This window comes from Psychrobacter nivimaris (assembly GCF_043419765.1).
Classification (GTDB): domain Bacteria; phylum Pseudomonadota; class Gammaproteobacteria; order Pseudomonadales; family Moraxellaceae; genus Psychrobacter.
In genome coordinates this window covers 361,519-383,486 of the sequence record NZ_JBHOFX010000003.1, presented here as the reverse complement: position 1 = coordinate 383,486, position 21,968 = coordinate 361,519, and the positions used below count along the sequence as shown (strand labels likewise).

Sequence of the window (21,968 nt, the reverse complement as noted above, 5' to 3'; positions counted from 1 at the left end):
TTCAGTTAAGCATAAAAAAGCGCCTAAATGATAGGCGCTTTTTTATTGATTATCGATGCAGTTTTAGTCAATTTTAATCTAAGAAAGCAAAGTGATCGATTTCCATCGATGTCATGCTTTCGCTTGGTGCAACCATCGCTTCTGCGTGACCAGAAGTACGTGGTAGCAACTTATCAAAGTAGAATTCAGCAGTCTGAATTTTTGCTTTGTAGAATTCTGGTGCTTCTGTGCCGCCATTTTCTAGCTTTTCATAAGCGACCGCTGCCATACGAGCCCAATGATAACCCATCATTACGTAGCCTGAGTACATTAGGAAGTCATCTGATGCTGCTGAGATAATTTCACGGTCTTTACGTGCCATCAGCATCAAGCGTACTGTCAAGGTGTTCCACTCAGCACACAGTTTAGTTAGTGCCCAAACAAATTTACGCATTTCTTTATCGAGTGCGTACTCGCCACACCATTTCATGATGCTTGACGTGTAGTCACGGATAATCTTACCTTTAGACTGTAAGATAACCTTACGGCCTAGTAGATCAAGCGCCTGTACGCCAGTGGTGCCTTCGTACATCGTTGCAATACGAGCATCACGAGCGATTTGCTCCATGCCCCATTCTTTGATGTAGCCGTGACCACCATAGACTTGCTGACCATGCTTAGCAGCTTCGATACCTAGCTCAGTTAAGAAGCCTTTTAGAATTGGCGTATAGAAGCCCAATTTGTCGTCCCACTTTTCGAACTCTTCATCATCGCCATTGACAATACCTTGTGCCATTTTATCTGCATAACGTGCTGAATGATAAATCATTGAGCGACCGCCTTCAGCAAAGGCTTTTTGCGTCAGTAGCATACGGCGTACGTCGGCATGATGGATAATAGCATCAGCTACTTTTTCAGGATCTTTAGTACCAGATAGCGTACGCATAGAACGGCGTTCTTTGGCATATGGCAAGGCGTTTTGGAAAGACAATTCAGTATGCGCCAGACCTTGGATACCAGTACCGATACGAGCCGTGTTCATAAAAGTGAACATAGCTTTTAGGCCTTTATGCGGTTCGCCGATTAGGTAGCCGACTGCGCCATCAAAGTTCAATACACACGTCGAAGATGCGCTGATGCCCATTTTGTGCTCAATTGAACCACAAACAACGGCATTGCGCTCGCCAGCTTCACCTTCAGCATTCGGGGTGAATTTTGGTACGATAAATAGTGAGATACCGCGCGTGCCTTCTGGTGCATTTGGTAGGCGTGCTAGGACGATATGGACGATGTTATCTGTTAAGTCATGCTCACCGCTTGAGATAAAGATTTTGGTACCGCTGATTTTGTAGGTACCGTCATCTTGTGGAATGGCTTTTGATTTAACTTGACCCAAATCCGTACCACACTGTGGCTCAGTTAGACACATGGTACCTGCCCATGAGCCTTCGACCAACTTAGGTAAATACAGTGCTTTTTGCTCGTCAGTACCGTACTGAAGCAATGTGTTGATACAACCTGTTGACAGACCAGGATACATCGACCATGACCAGTTAGCAGTACCGATCATCTCAGCTTTAATAAGGTTGATTGACGTTGGCAGATTCATACCACCGAATTCTTCAGGGTATGAGATACCTTGCCAGCCGCCTTCTACAAACTGGTCATAAGCCTCTTTGAAGCCTTTTGGCGTGGTTACTACACCATCTTCAAAATGACAGCCTTCTTCACCACCTGATTGATAGAGCGGGGCAATGACGTTTTCAGCAAAATCAGCCATACCTTGTAGAATCATGTCTACAGTTTCAGGATCAGCATTTTCGCCGTTGTCTAAGCTTTTATAATGCGTCTGATAGTCAAATACATCATTAATCAAAAATTTGATATCACGTAAGGGGGCTTTGTAAGTTAACATAATCGCTCTCTTTGGTTAGTTCGCTATCATAGACTTATGGCGCAATATTTGAGTCACAACTTATGTAAGCGATATTTACTTATTTTAGATGAGCTAGACGTTATATTAGTCATCAAGTGAATTATTAGTGGACAGCTTTCTAGTGTATTAGTTATTAGAACGTCTTTAGTAGCAGACAGCTGTTATAGCGTTGATATGATTATAAATCTTCTACAGCGACAAATATACAACTAATAACTATTATTCATGATTAATTATGTTATTAATTCATTTTAGTTTGTATAGGTAAATTGTATCTTCGCTTGAAATTATTCTATAAAGGGCTATGTAGACTCATCTAAATTCAAAGACAAATGGACTTATCAAATAGGAAAAGCCATTTATGAGCACCTCAGAAAAGCAACAGCGAGCCTCTTGGTTGAGCACATTGTTAACTCGTATTAAGGGGTTAATCGATGGTGAGCTGAATCATTTACTCACAGTCAATCGTAGCCATCGACCATGGCATATGCCAATCATCGCGGCGATTGCGATTAGCTTTCCGGTGTTTGTAGGGGCTTATTTTGGTGACTTGTCTTCAGGTATCAAAGCCTCGCTAGGCTCTATGATTATTTTAAACCTACCATTTGCAGGCGGGCTGCCACACCGGCTAGTGACGGTCATGGCTTGGGGGTTTGCGATGATACTTAGCTTTGCACTGGGTCTGATCGCGCAGCTGTTGCCAGTGCTGCGATTACCTGTGTTTATGCTGATTGGCATTAGCGTAGTGATGCTAGGTCGTTATTATCGGCAACCACCACCAGCAGGATTGTTTGTGTTGATGGCGGGTGCGATTGCGCTATTTATCCCTGTGCCGATTGATCAAGTGCTCTCAGCGATAGGGCTTGTGATATTGGGTAGTGGCTCCTCGATGTTGCTAGCGCTACTCTATAGTTTGTTCTTATTGGCGACGCGTCCAGTTGCTTCTGTACCTGTCTATGACTATCAGCCTGATATGATTAGCGATAGTCTGATCGTGGTAAGTTTCGTTAGTTTGGCGTTGGTCGTTGCTGTTCTGTTAGAGCTGCCTTATCCCTACTGGGCAGCGATGAGCTGCTTCATTATCATCCAAGGTATGCAGCTACGAACCATGTGGATCAAACAGTTGCATCGTTTATTGGGTACGTTGGCTGGCATGGGCGTGGCAGGTTGGATGCTGTCTTGGGGACTATCAGGATGGGGCATCGCTATCGCGATACTGTGTATGATGTTTTTGATTGAGTCATTTGTGGATCGGCATTATGGACTGGCAGTGATATTTATCACGCCGCTGACAATATTTATCGCTGAGTATGGTAGTACGATGTCAGTGCCTCCAGTCGTTGATGAGGTTATTCAAGCGCGTATGATTGATACGGCGCTCGGCTGTGTGATTGGATTGAGTGGTGGTCTAGCGATACACTCTACGCGATTGCGTGTACCGCTGCGCCGTTTTGAAAATTGGCTATTACTGCGTTTTAGTTAGTAGCATAGCTCTGCAAAGATTTTTCTTTGTTTAACTGTCTTTATTTAACGCTGTTGTTGCTTGTGCCACATCGATAGTATGCCCAGTCCAACGCTCGAAGCTTAAAGCGGCTTGACCGATAAGCATACCGTAGCCTTCAGAGGTCTGTGCGCCGCGAGCGGCAAAATGCTGTAAAAATGGTAGCGGACGACCATACATCATGTCGTAAGCGTACTGACAGTTTAGAGTATCATCCAGCGGCAACGTATCACCTGACAAGCCAATCGAGGTGGCATTAATGATAATGTCAAAAGAGCCACTGAGTTCATTGGTCGCGCAAACCTCGATGTTTTGGTTATCGATTATTGAGCTGGCCGCACTGAGCTCATTTACCAAATCGGCTGCCTTAGACACGGTGCGATTGGCAATCGTGAGAGAGCCAATACCCGCTTCAAATAATGGCAATATTACGCCACGAGCGGCACCGCCTGCACCTATTAGCGCCATACGAGCATCGGTCAGTGGCCAGTCCATACTCATAATGTGATTGATAAGTCCTTGTCCATCCGTGTTATCACCATAGAGTGCTTCGGTGATTGGTACGCCGCTTTCTAGTAGTGCTTGGTTTAACATTAATGTATTGACCGCGCCTGCCGTCTTGGCATGTTCTGATAAGCCACCACGCGCCGCACAGCAATCATAAGCAACTTGTTTAAAAGGAACTGTCACGTTGGCACCCACACCGCCACCGCAAAAAAACGCTTCAACGACAGCCGTAAAACTAGCGGCATTATCAGGGCAGTACTGACGCTGATAGCTAATATCAATCCCTGCTTGTACAGCAAACTGCTCATGAATCTCAGGAGATTTACTATGGGCGATTGGATTGCCAATAACGATAAAGTGTTGGGTCATAAATAGTCCGCTGGCTAGAAAATAGAAATACTATAAAAGGAGCGATAAGTGGCGCTCAATCATCATAAGGGATAACGCTATGATTGACAAACCAAGAGGCTATCACCAATCGATTATTAGAAAGTGATAGCGTTAATTAGAGGCTGCCTTATCGCTTTTGAAAATAAATTGTGACATTGAGGCAAATATATGTAAAACACGCTCAGGCAGTTTTCCACTTCCTATTAAAAAGAAGGTCGTTTTGGTACGTTATATATTTAACAAATCTGTACTCTCGGGGAGTGCTCCGCGTAACGTAAAAGGTAGTCAAGTGCTGAGCAGTTGGGTAAACTATAAAATATGGAAACCTATATCAATATGCTGTAATGACTGCTAGATTATAATGTTTGTGAAATATGCTCTTTATTGAAAACTATTCGTTATCAGCGGCGTTCCTGCCAGCTCGTTAATACTATTTCGAGATCAATCTAAAAGTGTGAGTAAATTATCCATGTGGAATCCTAACCTACAGACCCTTCTAGTCGGTACGATAATGGCCGTTGGTGTGACGCTCAGTGGCTGTGACAGCACCAAAGAAGATGCTCCAAATCCAGATGCTGAGACCACTGAGCAGGCAACGACGAATGAGCCAGTACAGGACAGCGCAAACAATCCTGACCTAGACGGTGCCACTGCTCAGCAAGGCACGCCAGTGAGATATGATGTCGCAGCATGGGGTACGGATAAGGTAGAGTCGCTCGCTGTAGATGAGTTAGATAGTATAAAATCTGTGTTTGGCGAAGTGATGAGTACGGATGAAAACAGCCTAGACTATGCCAGTAATCCAGCGGCAAAATATCGCTTTATGAAAACGGACGCACCCTATCTAGATATCATCGACTCTGAAAAATATCTAGAGCTTGGCTGGTACTATGCCAATCCTACTGACACAGACAAAGAAAAAGAGCTGAGCCAAAACCACGCCAAAAAAGCCTATCAGCTATCGCGTCAATTGATGGGTGATGATGGCGGTAAAATGGTGGCTGATATGCTCAATAGTCAAATCATCAAAAATAGAATCGTCGGTGGACAAAAGATAGAGCTAGCAAAATGTGAGTTCTACAGTTGCATGCTAGTTATCAATAAAGCCGCTGCTCAAACAGACAATAGCTAAATCATGACCGATACGACGTCAGTGCCAAGCGGTTGGGTGTGTCTGTACCCACAAGTCAGCAGTGTGACCGAAGACAGCAGTGTGACCGAAGACAGCAGTGTGACCGAAGAGGATAGGGAGACCAGCCAAACGGTAACGATGTCTCTAGATAATCGCGGACTGGCATACGCTGATGGGTTTTTTACCACCATGGGCGTCATTAATGGATTGATACTATGGTCAGATTATCATTATCGGCGGCTTGTCTCTCATGCTGAAGCCTTGCAGCTAAACATAAATAACGAAGAGCTATTAGCAGTACTGCAGCTGTATGCCCAGCAGTTAGAGCAGGGTATGCTCAAGCTAGTAGTCACCCGCGCTGCGCAGAATGTACGCGGTTATGGCTATGCACCTAGTACAAATGGTAGCGACTGTGAGATATGGCTAAAGGCTACTGCAATGCGAGTTTCTACGGCGCTACAACTGTCTTTGCCTGATGGAAACTTGGTACCTATCCAACCTTATGCTTCGGCAATATGCTTGTCTTCTCAGATTGCTTGCTTACCGCCACCGCTGGCAGGTCTCAAAAGCCTTAATCGTTTAGACAACGTCCTCGCTAGTGGTGAGCTACAACAGATAAAAGCTGAGCCATTGGCATCAAAGCTTGCTTCAACACTTGGTGAAGGTCTGCTACGCGATATGAGCGGGCAGTGGGTTGAGGGTACGATGAGTAACGTATTCTATCAATTGGCAGAAGCACCACTATCAGAATCCAAAACTACCTCTAGCATTCATAAAGATGATGAAGATTACCTAATCACTGGCCAGTGGTACACCCCTTCTATGGCTCAATCAGGCGTCGCTGGCGTCATGCGTCAGGTAATTATAGATGCACTATCCACGATGCACTATCCAGTCATAATCAGGTCGCTACAAGATGAGGATTTGCCTAAGTTAACGCAGCTATTCTTTTGCAATGCACTGCGCGGTATCATGCCAATGAGCAGTCTGACGTTGTTGTCAGGTGATGTTGTGGAATTTTAATCTGTTTAGCTGTTACTTTCTTTATTTAATAAACGATAGAAATGCTGTTTGAAAAACTCTTTTCTTCCTTCTTGTTGTAGGTCTTCGTAGCGCGCTTGGCTAAGTTGTAGATATTCAGTTTCTTGCTCAATACCCATAAAGCGCCTTCCTAAGACATTGCTTGCAATACCTGTCGTCGCAGAGCCAGAAAAAGGGTCGAGAACCAAAGCGTCTTTTTTAGTAGATGCTAAAATAATTTGGGCTAGTAACGCTAGCGGCTTTTGCGTTGGGTGCTTGCCACAAGATTTTTCCCACTTGGCAATAGCGGGTAAACGCCACACATCTTTCATTTGTTTATCGTTATTAAGTCGCTTCATTAAATCATAGTCAAAGTAATGAGGTATTTTGGGGTGTTTTCTTACCCAAATAATAAATTCTGTAGAGTGAGTGAAAAACCGACAAGAGAAATTGGGTGGTGGGTTGGTCTTTTCCCAAGTTATAACGTTGAGTATTTTAAAACCAAGCTGCGGCAAAATACGTCCTAAGGTAAAAATATTATGGTGTGTACCACTGACCCATAAGGTCGCATTATCTGCCATTTTTTCTCGTACAGCAGATAGCCATTCGTAGGTGAATACGTAAGCATCATTGTCACTGATGAGCTTGTCCCACTGACCTTTATTGACTGACTGGACTTTACCGTTTTTCACTGTTAGACCATTATTGAATGTACTGGTTAAGAGCCAGCGCTCTACTATTATCTATACGCTTATCCATTAAGGTTCACAAGTACTGAGAGCTACTTTAGGTTTGAGCTAGCTACTCATTCTATTCTACGCCAAAGATAATAAATTCAGTATCAAGCATATCATCAGGTTCTAAAGTAATATTCTCGCTTCTATATTCTTCTCGCGCTTTTAGCAGAGCAGTTTCACCATCTTCTGCAACCACTTCTATAAGTGCACTCATCGTTTCGATTACTTCTATTTGATAAATATTCAAACCGTCTGTCCTTATCATAACTATTCTCAACAATTACAAGTTGTCATATTCAAAATCTATTTTTGTTATCTATACCAACTAGATTAGCAAAAGCGCTCAAAAGAAGTGATCGTCTTTTGTTACCTAGACTTGTGTCTTAGAGCAAATCGATCAATGATCCTTTTTCAGTAGAAACCGTTAAAAGGACAGTATCGTATGCGTTCAATACATGAAGATCAACGAATTCCACTACAAATCAGACGCTTGATGGTGTTTGATGAAATTTGTAGATTGGCCAAAGTTAAGCCTAATGAAATCGTGCATTTGTCGCCTCACACCCAACTGGCTCTTGGTGTCATATATTTAAAAGACCTTAAAAGGTTTGTCGCTTTTGGAGGTATGTTTGAGTATGCGCATACGCGAGAAGAAGTCATCGAGCAGGGTATTGACGTTATTGCTAATGATGAATTGGTGATGTGTGCATTGACGGTTAATCTAATTCCTTTTACCAAACCTGCACGCAACTCGGTACAGCTGTTATGGCAGTGGAATCGCTATGTGCGTAATCGATTGCATGCTTATATCGACTATCGTGGAGTGCATTTTTTCAAAATCAATGATGAAATTGATTGGGAGTATCCAGCGCATAAGTTTCATCAGCGTCTTGTGGCTACTGCGCGATTACCATTATGGGATGATAGAGATGAGCTGATTGCCGATGTATACCGTGACAAAAAAGGACAGCCAAAACCTAAGCACTACAACGAGAAGCGACTAGTATAACTTTCGATAGTGACCACGGCTCACAAATTCAATGATGCCTTTATCTCGTAATACTTGTAACTGTTGGCGGATTTTATCTTTTACGTGGTTATTTTCAGGATGTTTGAGCCGCAGCTCATCAGCAAAAGCATAAACTTGATTGAGAGAAAAACTGTCATCGAGTCGGTCGATACATTGCCAGACATCGAGTGTCCAACCACGTGAAGCCATAGATTGCTTGCGTAGAAATAAAATCTTTTGGAACTGTTGAGTGACATTTTCACGCGGTATAGCTTGTTGGTCTTTGACCAAAAACACTTTGCCTGATTCGGGTACTTGGCGTAAGTCAATATTGCAACCAACCCAACCTGCTCGTTTTGCCGTCACTGATAAGGGTTTACGCTTGACAATAATATCGGGTGTAAAGAAATGCTTGGGAATAATTAGAAAATTATTGACGGTGTATTCTTTTGAGTAGGTCAAAAAGAAGAAGCTGGGATTGTCCTTACTATTGATACGCTCAATCATCGTCTTATAAGTACCATCATTGACAACATTGCTTAACTTGGCTTTTTTACTTTTTAGCTCATATTGCTCATTACAATTTTCGCAATAAAAATCAGCAACAGGTTTGTTATTAGCAAACTCAGCTAGCGATTGGGCGCTACAATTGGTGCAGTAACTATTTTCTTTTACCCATGCTTCACTGAGTACACGAACTTTTTGAGATTCAGAGTGATAGTTTTTAGCAAGACTTTGGTTAAAATGTAGGTTCATAAGATATTTTCATTATTAATAGATAAGCTGAGAATACTGAAAAAAACACTTAAGTATTAAGCCATATAAACTGCTATCAATAGCAAGATAATTCATAAGCTAAGCAAATACCATTGAAAATCGCACGGTTCAGTGCTAAATTCTAGCAAACATCTGCCTCGCGAGTTGCCATGAGCAAGCCTACACCCAATATACCACCTGAACGTCCCAATGAGTCGCCGTCAAACAAGCAAGATGGCACAGTCGAGGAGCGTGTCGATACCACGCTGCCGGACGCGCAACCAGTGGTAGATGAGGTGGAAGACACATCAGCAACGCCAGCAACCAACGTCTCGCTTATCAGTGGTAACAGTAAACCGCGTCAATATAAAGTCAATAACCCATCGTTTTTTATGCAACGTGGCTATCAAGTGCTGCTAGTGTTGGGGCTGATTGCTGCATTTTTCTTAGTCATGGTTTATCAGACGTTGTTTGGTCGTATCGAGCAGCCGCAGCAAATGGTCACGATTGAGCCAGGTCAGACGTATTATGGTCTACTACCGCAGTGGCAGCAGCAGATTCCGCTGTTTTCGGCAGGTGTGGCCAAGCTATATATCAAATCGCAAGTCGATGCGCCGTTGCATGCTGGTACGTATCAATTACCCGAAAACCCGACTATCGCTGAGGCGCTACAAATACTAGGTCAAGGCGCAAAAGCGGCTATGGTCAAGGTACAGATTATCGAAGGCAAGACATCTAAAGACCTTTACCAAGCGCTGCGTGACAATGACAAAATCGAAAAAGAAGTACTGACCGCAGATAGTGACAATACGAGTATTGCCCAAGCATTGGATTTGACGGGTGTATTGCCAGATAGTGTGACTAACAGCAGTGACCCGATTGTTAACTACAATCTTGAAGGTTGGTTCGCGCCTGATACCTATTATTATGGTGAAGGAACCAGCGATAAAAAAGTATTGACTGACTTGTATAAGCGTCAGCAGCAGGTACTGACTGATGCGTGGGAAAATCGTGCGCCGAATCTGCCTTACAAGAGTCCTTATGAAGCGCTAGTCATGGCGTCTATTATCGAAAAAGAGACCAGCGTTGCTGATGAACGTCCTTTAGTTTCTGCCGTATTTAGAAATCGCTTGAATAAAAACATGCGTATGCAGACGGACCCGACTATTATCTATGGTATGGGTAGTCGTTACGATGGCAATATCCGCCGCAAAGACATCAATGAAAAAACGTCTTACAACACCTACCAAATTGATGGTTTACCGCCAACGCCAATTGCGCTACCATCAGCGGCCTCTATCGAAGCGACCTTACATCCTGCCGATAGTGAAGCATTGTATTTTGTGGCAACGGGCAATGGTGGGCACAAATTTACCAATAACTTGGCTGAACACAATCAAGCGGTAAAAGACTACCTCAGTGTCATGCGTGAGAAAAAATCTCAAACGCCGCCGCAGTAAATAACCTCTTAATCTTCTTAAAAAACTTATCGTTTATTGAGTGCTACAAAGTAGAGGTAGCGCTCATCAATGACATAAGGTCATATCATGTCAGTATCTATGCACACCAGCGTAACACCTTCACATAGCAGCATACCATTATCGAATTTACCTGAATCAAGTGCTTCAATTACGGAGACGGCACCTACGTTAGGCCGCTTTATTAGTTTTGAAGGCACTGAAGGCGTGGGTAAAACCACCGCGATTGAACAGTTGTGCTTGCGCTTAGAAGCTAATGGCATCTCGTATCTACGTACTCGTGAGCCGGGTGGTAGCCCATTTGCTGAGCAATTGCGTGACATATTATTGGATCCAGCGACTGATATCGAAGACGATACTGAGCTGCTACTATTGTTTGCGGCGCGCTGTGATCACATGCAGCAAGTCATTTTACCAGCGCTCCAAAATGGTACTTGGGTAATATGTGATAGATTTACCGACTCCACTATTGCGTATCAGGGCTTTGGGCGTGCGTATGGCGACGAGTTGGTACGCGGCAAAATCGATATGCTTATCAAACAATTTGTGACGCAGCTTCCTGAGCTGACGTTGTGGTTGGATTTGCCAGTAGCAGAGGGTATGAAACGTGCAAACAAGCGCAGTGCGGCAGATCGTTTTGAGCAGCAGGCTACCGAGTTTTTTACTTGGGTGCATACTGGTTTTAGCCAGCTTGCGAGCGAGTATCCTGAGCGTATACAGCGTATTGATGCATCGGGTAGTACGGATGATGTGAGTGCGCGTATATGGCAGACAGTTATGGACAGATTCGATATTAAATAATTAAATTTTACCAAGTAGATTTATAAGGCAGTTAGATGTATCGATAGCCAGTTAGCCAGTTAGCCAGTTAGCCAGACAGCTAGTTAGACAGGCAGTTAGCACCAATAAAAAGCCCCAGTATATTGCTGGGGCTTTTTGTTAAGGTAAATATTTTATCTTTAAGTCAATAAAGCAGATAACTATGCACATTATTTGTCATCTATTTTATCTACTTTTACACCCTCAGTAGTAGCGATAGAGGCGTCGCTATCTTGAGCAGAGTCAGGTAGACGATTTGGGTCAAGCGCACCTTTTTTGTTTTTAGGCGCACTACCATTGCCATTACTGTTCGTAGAGGTTTTGGTTTTCGAAGTCGCTGTCGAATTTGCAGACATGACGCCTTTATTATCCACATTAGTAGCAGACGTTTTTGGCTCTTCTACTGGTTCACTTTTCTCTACGGTAGTACTAGAAGGTGACTTAGTCTCGGTGCTACTGCTTTGAGTGGTTGATGACTGATTAGCAATGTTTTGCTCATTATTTTTGTCACTATCTACCGAAGACTCTGGCGCTGCTGTCTGACTGTCATCAGGGCTAGGCTCCTGCTCTTTGCGCTTTTCAGGGGATTTTGAGTTAGACTCAAAGTTAGCATCAGCCGCCATGCGAGCCTGCTCTTGCTTAGGCGTTACATCGACTGGCTTCGGCTGTACTTCATCGTCTACCACTAGCGATATAAGCTTACGGTCACGAGGGACAGTACCGTCAAACTTATCAGTGATGACGTGCAGTTTGCCTTCTTTGTCGACGGTATATAGCGGTACGAATTGCTTATTATCGGCTTTATACTGCTCAAAGCTATAGCTATCCGTGATGTTAGTAATCTTAATTCGAGCTTTTTTGGACAGCATACTGGCAAGCTTGGTATAGGTCACATCTTTGCCAAACAGCCACTGTGAATGGAAGTTCGATTGCTTGTCATCACGCTCGCTTTTGACTTTTTCGTCACTGAATTTAAGACGGTATAGCTTACGCTCACCAAATTCATGACGATAATGAATCTCAGACAACGTGTTCATTTCTTTGTCCATACTCATCGCAAACAAGCGACCAATACCGATCAGATCCAAATGATGATCTGCGTGATCAGAGATAGGGTTACCAAAGTAAGTACGCAGACCGCTCATGCGTGCGCGTGCAATATTGGTGTAGTTATTGTGCGCAACGATGACGTCGAAGCCTTGGTCTTTGAGAGAGGTAGCAATCAATAGCGCAATTGGGTTTGAGCCGACGATGAGAATACCATTGGTCTCAGGCTCACGTACGCCTAGTAAATTACCAACAACCTTTGCACCTAGACCCTGAATCATGACCGTACCGATAATGACCATAAATACGAGAGGTACAAGTAGCTCTACGCCTTGAATATCATACTCTTGCAAACGAATCGCAAACAGTGATGAGATGGCAGCAGCAACGATACCACGTGGGCCAATCCAGCTAATCATCAGCTTTTCATTGGTCTTAAGGTTCGAGCCGATAGCTGATGCCCAGACTGATAGTGGGCGTGCGACAAACATCACGATAGCAAGCAGCACTAGCCCTGCAAAACCAACGCTGAGCAAGCTTGCCAACTCTACACGCGCCGCCAAAATAATGAACAGCACTGAAATCAGCAAAATGGTCAACGATTCATTAAACTCTAAAATCGTCTCACGTGGGAATTTTGGCCAGTTCGCCAATGCCACGCCCAATACTGTGACAGTTAATAAACCAGATTCATGCTCTAAATGATTTGATATCGAAAATAACACCAGTACAAAAGCTAGGGTAAAAACATTACGCAAGAACTCAGGAATCATATGACGACGCATGAGGAATGCAAGTAACCAAGCGCCCGCCATACCCATTGCAGTTGCCAATACAACAATCTTAGCAAATAGTAGAATACTACTGGCTTCACCGCCTGAGATAATGTACTCATAGACCAATACCACAGCGATAGCGCCGATTGGGTCAATGATAATACCTTCCCATTTTAGGATGTTGGAAATGGTTTTGTTGGGGCGTACACTACGCAGCAGCGGCATAATGACTGTTGGACCAGTCACACAGACTAGCGCACCGAAGAGTAGAGCAATCAATGGATCGACATCGAATAGTAAATAAGTCGATAGGGCCACGATAGCAATGGTAATCAGTACACCGACCGATACCAGCATCTGTACCACGGTACCATGTTGCTTAATCTCATCGAACTCTAGCGTTAGCGATCCTTCAAATAGGATAATCGCTACGCCCAAAGAGATGAAAGGGAACATCAGCTCGCCCAACACCAAGTCTGGGTCAAATACACCCAGCACTGGGCCGACGATAATACCAATCAGTAATAAAAATAAAATGGATGGTTGCTTTAAATACCAAGCCAACCATTGGGCGGCAATGCCAATCCCAACCACGCCGGATAGCAAAAGGGCGGTATCCATAAATTAATCCTTTTATAATCTTGTCATATTTTATATCTATCGATAGCTGTTATAAGATAGTCGCTACCGTTTATTTAACATTAAGTTGTTATCCGTTTTTGTTGTAGCTAAGCCATCGCACTGATAGCCCTTATGAATCACGACATAAGCTAGATATGATATAACTACTATAAAGTAGCAAAGACAAAAGCGCTTCTAGATAAATCACAATACGCTAGAAATGCAAAAGATGGAAAACAAGAGTGATGATAGCCAGTTCATAAGCCTGCAATAAACAGCCTCATATACAAGCTAACTTTTGTTTGTTTAGTAAAATATTTGGTTTGACATCATACCATGATTTTATTTCAAGCTGATGTAAGCCGTACCTGCTAAAAAGCTATCTCACGGCCACAAAAGTGTATAAAGCCCATATGAAATAACGCTGCCTTGGGTTATCCTGCACTATGAAAAAGGCATCAGCACAATACTTCAAGTTTTTATTTATCATACAGTAGCTACGTGGGGCATGCACGTCGCGCACAGGATAATAGTGTTAGCGCCATGAAATGTCATATACTGATTGCTGACATGGTTTATTTTTATAAGACACTATTAATCATGTTCTACACTATTAACCATCTTCTAAAGACAAGCGCTCTATAAATATTCAAGTAATGAGTAATGATAAAAATAAGCGTAAAGTAACGGCTAAAAAGCTATGACAATAAGTTCGAATAAGAGTGCTGCGCCGCATAAATAGACAAGATAAATAGATAAAAGAATATAATTTCACCAAATAGTAACGAATAGGGGCATGCCGCTTGGTGTAGTCGCTATCGCTGACAATCATAACGTGGCTGTTAATAACAGCGATTACTCATATGGAGGACACAAAATGCCTATCAATATGTTCAAAGGACGGACCACTGCCAACATGCAGCGCTGGTTACAACGTAGTGCCCTAGCACTCGCTGTTAGTACCGCGATGTTCGCTAGTATTAATGTCACGACGATAAACAGTGCGCAAGCTGCAGTCACTACGGCTGATTTCTCTGGTTTGGTGCAACAAGTTACGCCAGCAGTGGCACGCGTCAATGTCACCAAAACGATTAGTGAAGCCGAGCTTGCTAAGGCTCAGACGGCTGAAGTATTGCGTCAGTTCTTTGGTGATCGTCTACGTATTCCTGATCGAGTCGCGACGCCAGCGATTGAACATGCTTATGGCACGGCCTTTTTTATTACCTCCAATGGCTATATGCTGACCAATCATCATGTCATCGCAGGTGCGGACAAAATCACTGTGACGCTCAATGACAGAACCGAGCTTGATGCAACCTTGGTCGGTAGTGACGAGCGCTCAGATGTGGCCGTGCTAAAAGTTGAGGGCAACCAATTTCCAGCCCTGCCTATCGGCGACTCAAGTGGTCTAAAAGTAGGGGAACCAGTATTGGCAATTGGTTCGCCATTTGGTTTTGACTACTCAGCCTCTGCTGGTATTGTCAGTGCCAAGTCGCGTAGCTTCTCGCGTGAGACGAGCGTACCATTTATCCAAACAGATGTAGCACTAAACCCTGGTAACTCTGGCGGGCCACTATTTAACCAACGCGGCGAAGTGATTGGTATCAATTCGCGTATTTTTAGTGGTACGGGCGGTTATATGGGTCTGTCATTCTCTATTCCTATTGACGCTGCCATGGATATTTATGAGCAGCTAAAAAATGATGGTGAAGTGGCGCGTGCTTATTTAGGAGTCTATCCACAAGATATCGATCGCAATCTGGCCGAGGCTTATAATTTAGAGCGTCCTCAAGGTGCCTTACTGACTCGTGTATCACCAGATTCACCAGCACAAAAATCAGGCCTAAAACCTGGTGACATCATTTTGCAATACAATGACGTACAAATCATGGAGGCATCAGATTTGCTGAACTTGCTCAACCGAGCGCGTCCAAGCGATTCCTTCCGTGCACGGATTCAACGTAATGGTAAGCAGATGGTGATTAACGGCAAGCTCGCTTATGCGCCCAATGATGTAAGAGCACAGAGCGGTAATGAGCAAAATGATGATGTACAGTTGGGCTTGCGTTTACGAGATTTGACGGCAGATGAACAAGCAGAAATTGCTGTCGATAATAAAACCGGCATATTGGTTACTACAGTTGATCCTACTGGATTGGCCGCTCGCTCAGGTATTCTAGCAGGTGATGTCATCACTAACTTTCATCAAAAGCCGATTGAAACAGTGGCAGACTTTTCAGGTGCTATCTCATCTCTTCCTAAAAAAGGCGTAGTCACTATAGAAGTTATACGCCAAGGCATTCCTGCTATTATTGGTCTGCGTATTGAGTAGGTGTCATGATTAAAGCGTGACTGTTAATGTCACTGTTAATATGACTAATAATGTAACTCAGGTTATGGTTCAGGGTATAAAGGCAGCGCGCACGTCAATAATTGTGCTTGTCTATCATGGAGGTCGACCTCTATAATGTTTGGTTTTTTATCAAACAGCTAAGAGTAAGACCTCAACAGCAATCCATTCGTTAAGTGAGTTATTGATCAATCAATAGGCTCTAAGGTGGGCCGAGTCGCTTAGTAGGCTCGTACCATTATGCAACCGCTAGGTAATTATGACTGACCCCGCTCTACATACGCTTATTACAACGACGTCAGCAGCACTGCTAGCGTACATTGCACTGTGGTCAGGGCTACAAACGTTTAATGCCAATCCTACCAAGCGCTTTATGCGTATTTGGGTGAAGCTAGCATTGTATTATGCTGCTTATACGATGCCTGTTTGGGCGATATTGCTTATCATGGTTTGGTCACAGGAGCTGATGCCGATGTTAGCGCAGCTATCACTATCTGCCGTACTGATGGCAATATTGATGATGGGCTTATACTTTTATACTGTCATTGTACAACCTAACCGCTTACGATTAGAGCATCATTCTATTGACTTAGACTTGTCTACACCGCTTAAAGTAGCCGTATTGGCAGATTTGCGTATAGGGATATACGGTGGTAAGCCGCGTCATATTCGCAAGTTGGTCTCTACTATCAACGCCTTGTCAGCAGATGCCGTACTGATTACGGGCGACTGGCTATACTATCCAAGTGCAGATTTAGTAGGTCAGTTAATGCTATTTAAAGGGGTGAATAAACCTGTTTATACGGTCATGAGTACCTCGGACTTGCGTTATCAATCTATGAATACGACCAAACAAGGCCAGCCACTATTAGAAGATACATTGGCCAGTACTTTTGATGTACTCGACATCAACTATATCGGTCAGCAATGTACGTCACTGCCACTCAAATGTGCAAGAACAACAAATGAGCAGTTAGTCGTCAATCAGTCGACTAATCAAACTAATAATCAAGACAGTGTTGAGCAAGAAAACCCGAATACAAATCCATTAGTAGCGGTGCTTTGCGGCTGGCAAGATGTACCCAAGCAATCTACAGATATCGAAACGTCAGAGGCGACTGATAAAGCAATACTTGGAACAGAGATTGCCAATGCCACCAGTCCAGTGATTATCTTGGCATCACGGTTTGATAGTATCAGTGATCTGCCAAAATCTTTACAACCACGCCCTTTGTTGATAACAGGCGCTGCAAAGGCTATTCAAAAAAATATCCTGCTTGCTCAAAAACAGAACGATATTCGACGCAGTAGTGAGCAATCAACATTGCTATATAACAGTCGCATGGGTAAGCAGCGCGGCCTATATCAACATGCAAGTGCACAGATATTTGTCAGTAGTGGCATCGGTACGAGAGGGTTGCCTTTTCGATTCTATCGACCTACTATCGATGTGTTGACGATTCGTTAATATTACATAAGAGACTTATCAGCGCACGTTGATTACGCTAAACTGCTTCTGTAGTAATGTGATTACTTCTTTGCAAGGTTTTAAGCCAAGCTTTATATATTTAAGCAAAAAATAATACACGTTTTTTGGTACTAAAATTATGGGCTGACTGTCAATTGATTGATAGCGGTCAAATCAAAATATGCTACACTAACGAGCACTCTTATTATTATATTTCTGTCGGCTAGTAAGTACGCCTATTACTCTTGGTAGATTGCCATCACGATACTGATATCATAGATATAATAATCTATGGTACAAACGCTATTATAGTAAGTAGAGACGCAGCATTAACATCAAGTAAGTTACGCCATCAGCGTTTATCAACGCATATAAAGCAATGGCCACTTGCAAACGACCTATCATGTGACAGCTTTAATAAAAGCTAGGATAATACAGTAAGGCACGGTTATGAGCACAGCATACGACGAGATCAAAACCCGACTACAAGGCTCAATGGTAGCTTTGGTAACGCCCATGCACCCTGACGGTAAGGTTGATTATAAACGTCTCGCAGATCTCATAGATTGGCAGATCGAGCAGGGCACACACTGCCTTGTGGCTGTTGGTACTACTGGCGAATCAGCGACCCTATCTATGCAAGAGCATAGCGATGTCATTCGCTATTTTGTTCAGCATGTCAAAGGTCGTGTACCGGTCATCGCGGGTACTGGTGCCAACAACACGATGGAAGCCATCAAGCTGACTCAGGATGCTGCCGATGCAGGCGCAGACTGTGCGTTACTCGTCGCTCCTTACTACAATAAGCCGCCACAAGAAGGCTTATTTCAGCATTATCAAGCCATTGCCAAAGCCGTAAATATACCGCAAATGCTGTATAACGTACCTGGACGTACAGTGGTTGATATCGCTCAAGACACGGTCGAGCGTTTGTGTGACATCGATAATATCGTTGCTATCAAAGATGCGACAGGATCTGTCGGTCGCGGTGAGCAATTGATCAAAGCCGTTGGTGACAGAATGGTTGTGTTATCTGGTGATGACGGTACTGCGCTGGATCTAATGAAAGTAGGCGGCAAAGGCAATATCTCAGTCACTGCTAACGTGGCGCCAAAAGCCATGAGCGAGACTTTTTCTGCGGGTTTACGTGGTGATTTTGAAGCGGCTGGTAAAATCCATGACGTGGTCAAGCATCTGCACCGTGACCTATTCATCGAATCAAGCCCTATTCCAGCGAAGTACGCCTTGCATAAAATGGGCATTATCGATAAAGGTATCCGTCTGCCATTGGTTTGGCTTGCGGAGCAGCATCATGCGACTATTGATGAAGCATTGGTTCGAGCAAACATACGATAAATTGATATTTAGCCAATTGATATTCGGCGATTTAAGACTTGCTGCACATTAGATGAGTGCCATTCGAGCTAGCAGCAAGCCAACTTATCACGATAAGTCAATCGCCTACATGAGCAATAACTGCTAACTCAGAGAGACAACATGATGACAGTAACATCAAAAACAGCATCATCAACGACAAAATTATTTCTAGCAATGCTGACCTTGGTTTTGGGTAGCACTTTGGTATTGAGCGGTTGTCAAGCGACAAAAAACTTGCTTGGTAAACGTGACAACGGTAGCTTAGATTATCAACAAAGCAAAAAGCTTGCACCGATAGAGCTACCTGCCGCCCAAGAAACGGCACCTTTTGTACCTTTATATTCAACACCTAATGCTGGGGCAAACACGCTCCAACTACAAAATGAGTCAGGCAATCAGTATCAGCTGCCAAAACCTCAGCGTGCTGTTAGCAACACTTCAAACTAAACTTATTCCCTTATCTATATCGCTGACTGTTGCGTTTTTATCATAGCCGCAAGCCATGTATCTTACATCAGTCAGCGGTAGCTGCGCGTTTTTACCACATAAGCTTGAACGAACAGGAACCCCCATAATGCAAAAGCAACAACTGCTGTATAAAGGTAAAGCCAAATCTGTCTATGAAACAGAGGACAATGATCTTCTGATTTTGCACTTCCGTGATGATACCTCAGCGCTTGATGGTAAGCGTATCGAACAATTAGCACGTAAAGGTGTGGTTAATAACCGCTTTAATGCTTTTATCATGCAAAAATTGTCTGATGCTGGTATCGAAACACATTTCGAGAAGCAATTGTCTGATGACGAAGTGTTGGTTAAACGCTTGGACATGATTCCTGTAGAGTGCGTGGTTCGTAACTTTGCAGCTGGTAGTTTGGTACGTCGTTTAGGTTTAGAAGAAGGTCAGGCATTGACGCCGCCAACGTATGAGCTGTTTTATAAAGATGATGCGCTAGGTGATCCGATGGTTAACGAATCACTTTCTGTATCTCTTGGTTGGGCGACCAAAGAGCAACTGGCTAAAATGGAAGAGCTAACCTATCAAGTCAACGATGTACTGAAGGCATTGTTTGATGCGGGTGATTTGATTCTAGTTGATTTTAAACTAGAGTTTGGCGTATTCCATGACCGTATCGTGTTAGGTGATGAGTTCTCACCAGATGGCTGCCGTATCTGGGATAAGAACACTAAGAAGAAACTTGATAAAGACCGTTTCCGTCAGTCATTAGGTGATGTGATCGAAGCTTATGAAGAAGTCGCTGACCGTATTGGTGTACCATTAAAATAAGTATCTGATACTTAGCATAAAATAAAAAACTGAGCCTTGTGCTCAGTTTTTTTATGTCATTATATTTATAATGGTACTCTAGTGAGGACTCGAACATAAGGCTGTGGGCTAATGGCATCAACGTTGTAACTTGCTTTAGCATATATATTTCATCTATGGCCAGTGTGCTATACAGGTCTTGCACTCAATACGTTTATGCCCGTTATTCACACTGGAATCTGGCAGATTAACGATACATTCAACAAGCCGCTACTTGGAAAAATCAGTAAATGAACTTAAGTTTTCGTGATTTATCTACCCTTGGAAAGCTATACATTGTTTTTCTAACCTTTATGGTTGTAGTAGGTACTATCTACATACTTATTGTGCTAGATGTAGATAGAAAATCTGACAAATACCCGGTTGATAAGTCAAGTATCTATAGCAGTGAAGGCGTTTTAACGCTAAGAGAAACCTATAGCAATGAGTATTGGCTAAACCTAAATAGCAATGGAAGCGATACGACTATCAATTGTTATTTGGGTGCGCGAATGCCAAATGGAAATGGCGGTTGTCGCATACCTTCTGAAAAGATAACTCTTATTCAAGGTAAGGAAGTTACTGTTCATTGGTATAAAATCCCTAAATTATATTGGTATCATAACCCTTATAAGCAACTTATAAGTATTAGCGCTGATGATGAAATTATTTATCAGATACACAAAGGTAAAAATCAACTTCTGGTAAATGTTGGTCATGCCTACTTAATGCTTGTGTTATTTATGGGAAATATCTTAATGTTTCTCGTCATTATATATTTTATTAAGTCCAATTTTGGTGAGTTTAAATAATTTAAATTAGAAAATCTTTATAGGGTATACCTCAGCGAAACCAGTTATTTTACTCGACAAACCTATTAACAGACTACTTAAATAGACCACCATAATGGAACCACTTATAACAGACTGCAATTCCTATCTATTTATCAACCAGTATCACTCTTTAGGTACAGGCGTATAGTTTAGATTGTATAAAAATCAAACATAGCGCCAACACTGTCCTCGATACCTTATCTTACTTTTATGCTAATTTGTTAGTACTTACTAATATCAATTAGACTATAAAAATAAAAAAAGGTTTTGCTAATGTCTACTGCTTCATCAACTATTTTAGAGCCTGACTGGTTCACTCGTCCGACCTGTGTGGTCGCTGCTGACCTGATTGGTAAGGTTTTATGTCGACAGCTGACAGATAGCGATGGACAACAAAAAACGCTACGTATGCGTATCTCTGAGACCGAGGCCTATATTGGTCAAGATGATCCCGCTTGCCATTCACATGCAGGTACTCGAACGTCGCGCACAGAGATTATGTATGAGCAAGGTGGTGTGTTCTATGTCTATTTGACCTATGGTGTGCATCATATGCTAAATTTGATTAGCGGCTCTGTAGAGTCGCCTGAATCGGTATTGATCCGCGCTGGGTTTTTGACCGATGATAGTGACCGTCTGATTGAAGAGCAACAACTCAGCCCAGATAAGCAGTTTACACATTCTAAGCAGTTCGCAGGTCCTGGGAAATTGACCAAACGCTTGCAAATTGATCGCGATTTATATGGCAAGCCTATCTCGTCGACATCAGAAGTTTGGATAGAAGATGATGGCTGCCAGCCACCTGTATCACTACGCCCACGTATTGGTATTGATTATGCAGGTGATGCCAAAGACTGGCTGCTACGTTATATATGGACCGATCACCCTTCTTTATCTAAGAACTAGCAAGTTGAGACTCAAAACCA

Annotated in this window: 19 protein-coding genes; 13 read left to right on the top strand and 6 right to left on the bottom strand. The window is 43.0% G+C overall.

The window, feature by feature from the left end:
* Positions 1 to 73 precede the first annotated feature (73 nt).
* Positions 74 to 1,894: an acyl-CoA dehydrogenase C-terminal domain-containing protein gene (locus ACHEVO_RS08360; RefSeq protein ID WP_394124595.1), complete on the bottom strand. Its 1,821-nt coding sequence runs from the start codon at positions 1,892 to 1,894 to the stop codon at positions 74 to 76.
* Between the two features lie 382 nt (positions 1,895 to 2,276).
* Between ACHEVO_RS08360 and ACHEVO_RS08355 the strand changes: the two genes are divergently transcribed.
* Positions 2,277 to 3,398 carry an FUSC family protein gene (locus ACHEVO_RS08355; RefSeq protein ID WP_394124594.1) on the top strand — a complete coding sequence of 374 codons (1,122 nt, stop codon included), beginning with the start codon at positions 2,277 to 2,279 and terminating at the stop codon, positions 3,396 to 3,398.
* A gap of 30 nt (positions 3,399 to 3,428) precedes the next feature.
* Here ACHEVO_RS08355 and aroE read toward each other — a convergent pair whose 3' ends face one another.
* Positions 3,429 to 4,292, bottom strand: a complete 864-nt coding sequence (aroE, locus tag ACHEVO_RS08350) for a shikimate dehydrogenase (protein WP_394124593.1) — start codon at positions 4,290 to 4,292, stop codon at positions 3,429 to 3,431.
* 490 nt (positions 4,293 to 4,782) lie between these two features.
* Here aroE and ACHEVO_RS08345 point away from each other — a divergent pair, with 490 nt between their 5' ends.
* Positions 4,783 to 5,445, top strand: coding sequence for a hypothetical protein (locus ACHEVO_RS08345; protein WP_165598150.1), 663 nt, complete (start codon positions 4,783 to 4,785; stop codon positions 5,443 to 5,445).
* A 3-nt stretch (positions 5,446 to 5,448) separates the two neighbouring features.
* On the top strand, positions 5,449 to 6,468 hold the full coding sequence (locus ACHEVO_RS08340; RefSeq protein WP_394124592.1) for an aminotransferase class IV: 1,020 nt from the start codon (positions 5,449 to 5,451) through the stop codon (positions 6,466 to 6,468).
* A 5-nt stretch (positions 6,469 to 6,473) separates the two neighbouring features.
* On the opposite strand, the gene ACHEVO_RS08335 is transcribed toward ACHEVO_RS08340, so the two are convergent.
* Positions 6,474 to 7,157, bottom strand: coding sequence for a DNA-methyltransferase (locus ACHEVO_RS08335; protein ID WP_394124591.1), 684 nt, complete (start codon positions 7,155 to 7,157; stop codon positions 6,474 to 6,476).
* A 118-nt stretch (positions 7,158 to 7,275) separates the two neighbouring features.
* Entirely contained in the window at positions 7,276 to 7,467 is a 192-nt protein-coding gene (locus tag ACHEVO_RS08330; protein WP_025651093.1) for a DpnD/PcfM family protein, read from the bottom strand.
* A 177-nt stretch (positions 7,468 to 7,644) separates the two neighbouring features.
* Between ACHEVO_RS08330 and ACHEVO_RS08325 the strand changes: the two genes are divergently transcribed.
* Positions 7,645 to 8,211, top strand: coding sequence for a hypothetical protein (locus tag ACHEVO_RS08325; protein WP_394124590.1), 567 nt, complete (start codon positions 7,645 to 7,647; stop codon positions 8,209 to 8,211).
* Here ACHEVO_RS08325 and ACHEVO_RS08320 read toward each other — a convergent pair.
* On the bottom strand, positions 8,203 to 8,967 hold the full coding sequence (locus tag ACHEVO_RS08320; RefSeq protein ID WP_394124589.1) for a DpnI domain-containing protein: 765 nt from the start codon (positions 8,965 to 8,967) through the stop codon (positions 8,203 to 8,205). The genes ACHEVO_RS08325 and ACHEVO_RS08320 overlap by 9 nt on opposite strands.
* 170 nt (positions 8,968 to 9,137) lie before the next feature.
* On the opposite strand from ACHEVO_RS08320, the gene mltG reads away from it, so the two are divergent.
* A complete protein-coding gene (mltG, locus tag ACHEVO_RS08315; RefSeq protein ID WP_394124588.1) occupies positions 9,138 to 10,427 on the top strand; it encodes an endolytic transglycosylase MltG in 1,290 nt (429 codons plus the stop codon).
* Between the two features lie 99 nt (positions 10,428 to 10,526).
* The gene (tmk, locus tag ACHEVO_RS08310) at positions 10,527 to 11,246 is read left to right on the top strand and encodes a dTMP kinase (RefSeq protein WP_394124736.1); all 720 of its coding nucleotides are present in this window, start codon (positions 10,527 to 10,529) and stop codon (positions 11,244 to 11,246) included.
* A 188-nt stretch (positions 11,247 to 11,434) separates the two neighbouring features.
* Here the strand turns inward: tmk and ACHEVO_RS08305 are convergent, their stop codons facing one another.
* Positions 11,435 to 13,708 (bottom strand): cation:proton antiporter, encoded by a 2,274-nt coding sequence (locus ACHEVO_RS08305; protein WP_394124587.1) that lies wholly within the window; start codon positions 13,706 to 13,708, stop codon positions 11,435 to 11,437.
* A 967-nt stretch (positions 13,709 to 14,675) separates the two neighbouring features.
* On the opposite strand from ACHEVO_RS08305, the gene ACHEVO_RS08300 reads away from it, so the two are divergent.
* The 7 genes from ACHEVO_RS08300 (at position 14,676) to ACHEVO_RS08270 (ending at position 21,948) form a co-directional block, all read left to right on the top strand.
* The gene (locus ACHEVO_RS08300; RefSeq protein WP_394124735.1) at positions 14,676 to 16,040 is read left to right on the top strand and encodes a Do family serine endopeptidase; all 1,365 of its coding nucleotides are present in this window, start codon (positions 14,676 to 14,678) and stop codon (positions 16,038 to 16,040) included.
* Positions 16,041 to 16,317: 277 nt separating this feature from the next.
* Positions 16,318 to 17,526: a hypothetical protein gene (locus ACHEVO_RS08295; protein ID WP_394124586.1), complete on the top strand. Its 1,209-nt coding sequence runs from the start codon at positions 16,318 to 16,320 to the stop codon at positions 17,524 to 17,526.
* Positions 17,527 to 17,976: 450 nt separating this feature from the next.
* On the top strand, positions 17,977 to 18,882 hold the full coding sequence (dapA, locus tag ACHEVO_RS08290; protein ID WP_165598142.1) for a 4-hydroxy-tetrahydrodipicolinate synthase: 906 nt from the start codon (positions 17,977 to 17,979) through the stop codon (positions 18,880 to 18,882).
* A 141-nt stretch (positions 18,883 to 19,023) separates the two neighbouring features.
* Positions 19,024 to 19,350, top strand: coding sequence for a hypothetical protein (locus ACHEVO_RS08285; protein WP_394124585.1), 327 nt, complete (start codon positions 19,024 to 19,026; stop codon positions 19,348 to 19,350).
* A 127-nt stretch (positions 19,351 to 19,477) separates the two neighbouring features.
* The gene (gene purC, locus ACHEVO_RS08280; protein WP_057757995.1) at positions 19,478 to 20,191 is read left to right on the top strand and encodes a phosphoribosylaminoimidazolesuccinocarboxamide synthase; all 714 of its coding nucleotides are present in this window, start codon (positions 19,478 to 19,480) and stop codon (positions 20,189 to 20,191) included.
* A gap of 269 nt (positions 20,192 to 20,460) precedes the next feature.
* Positions 20,461 to 21,021, top strand: coding sequence for a hypothetical protein (locus ACHEVO_RS08275; RefSeq protein ID WP_394124584.1), 561 nt, complete (start codon positions 20,461 to 20,463; stop codon positions 21,019 to 21,021).
* Positions 21,022 to 21,315: 294 nt separating this feature from the next.
* On the top strand, positions 21,316 to 21,948 hold the full coding sequence (locus tag ACHEVO_RS08270) for a DNA-3-methyladenine glycosylase (RefSeq protein WP_394124583.1): 633 nt from the start codon (positions 21,316 to 21,318) through the stop codon (positions 21,946 to 21,948).
* Positions 21,949 to 21,968 lie beyond the last annotated feature (20 nt).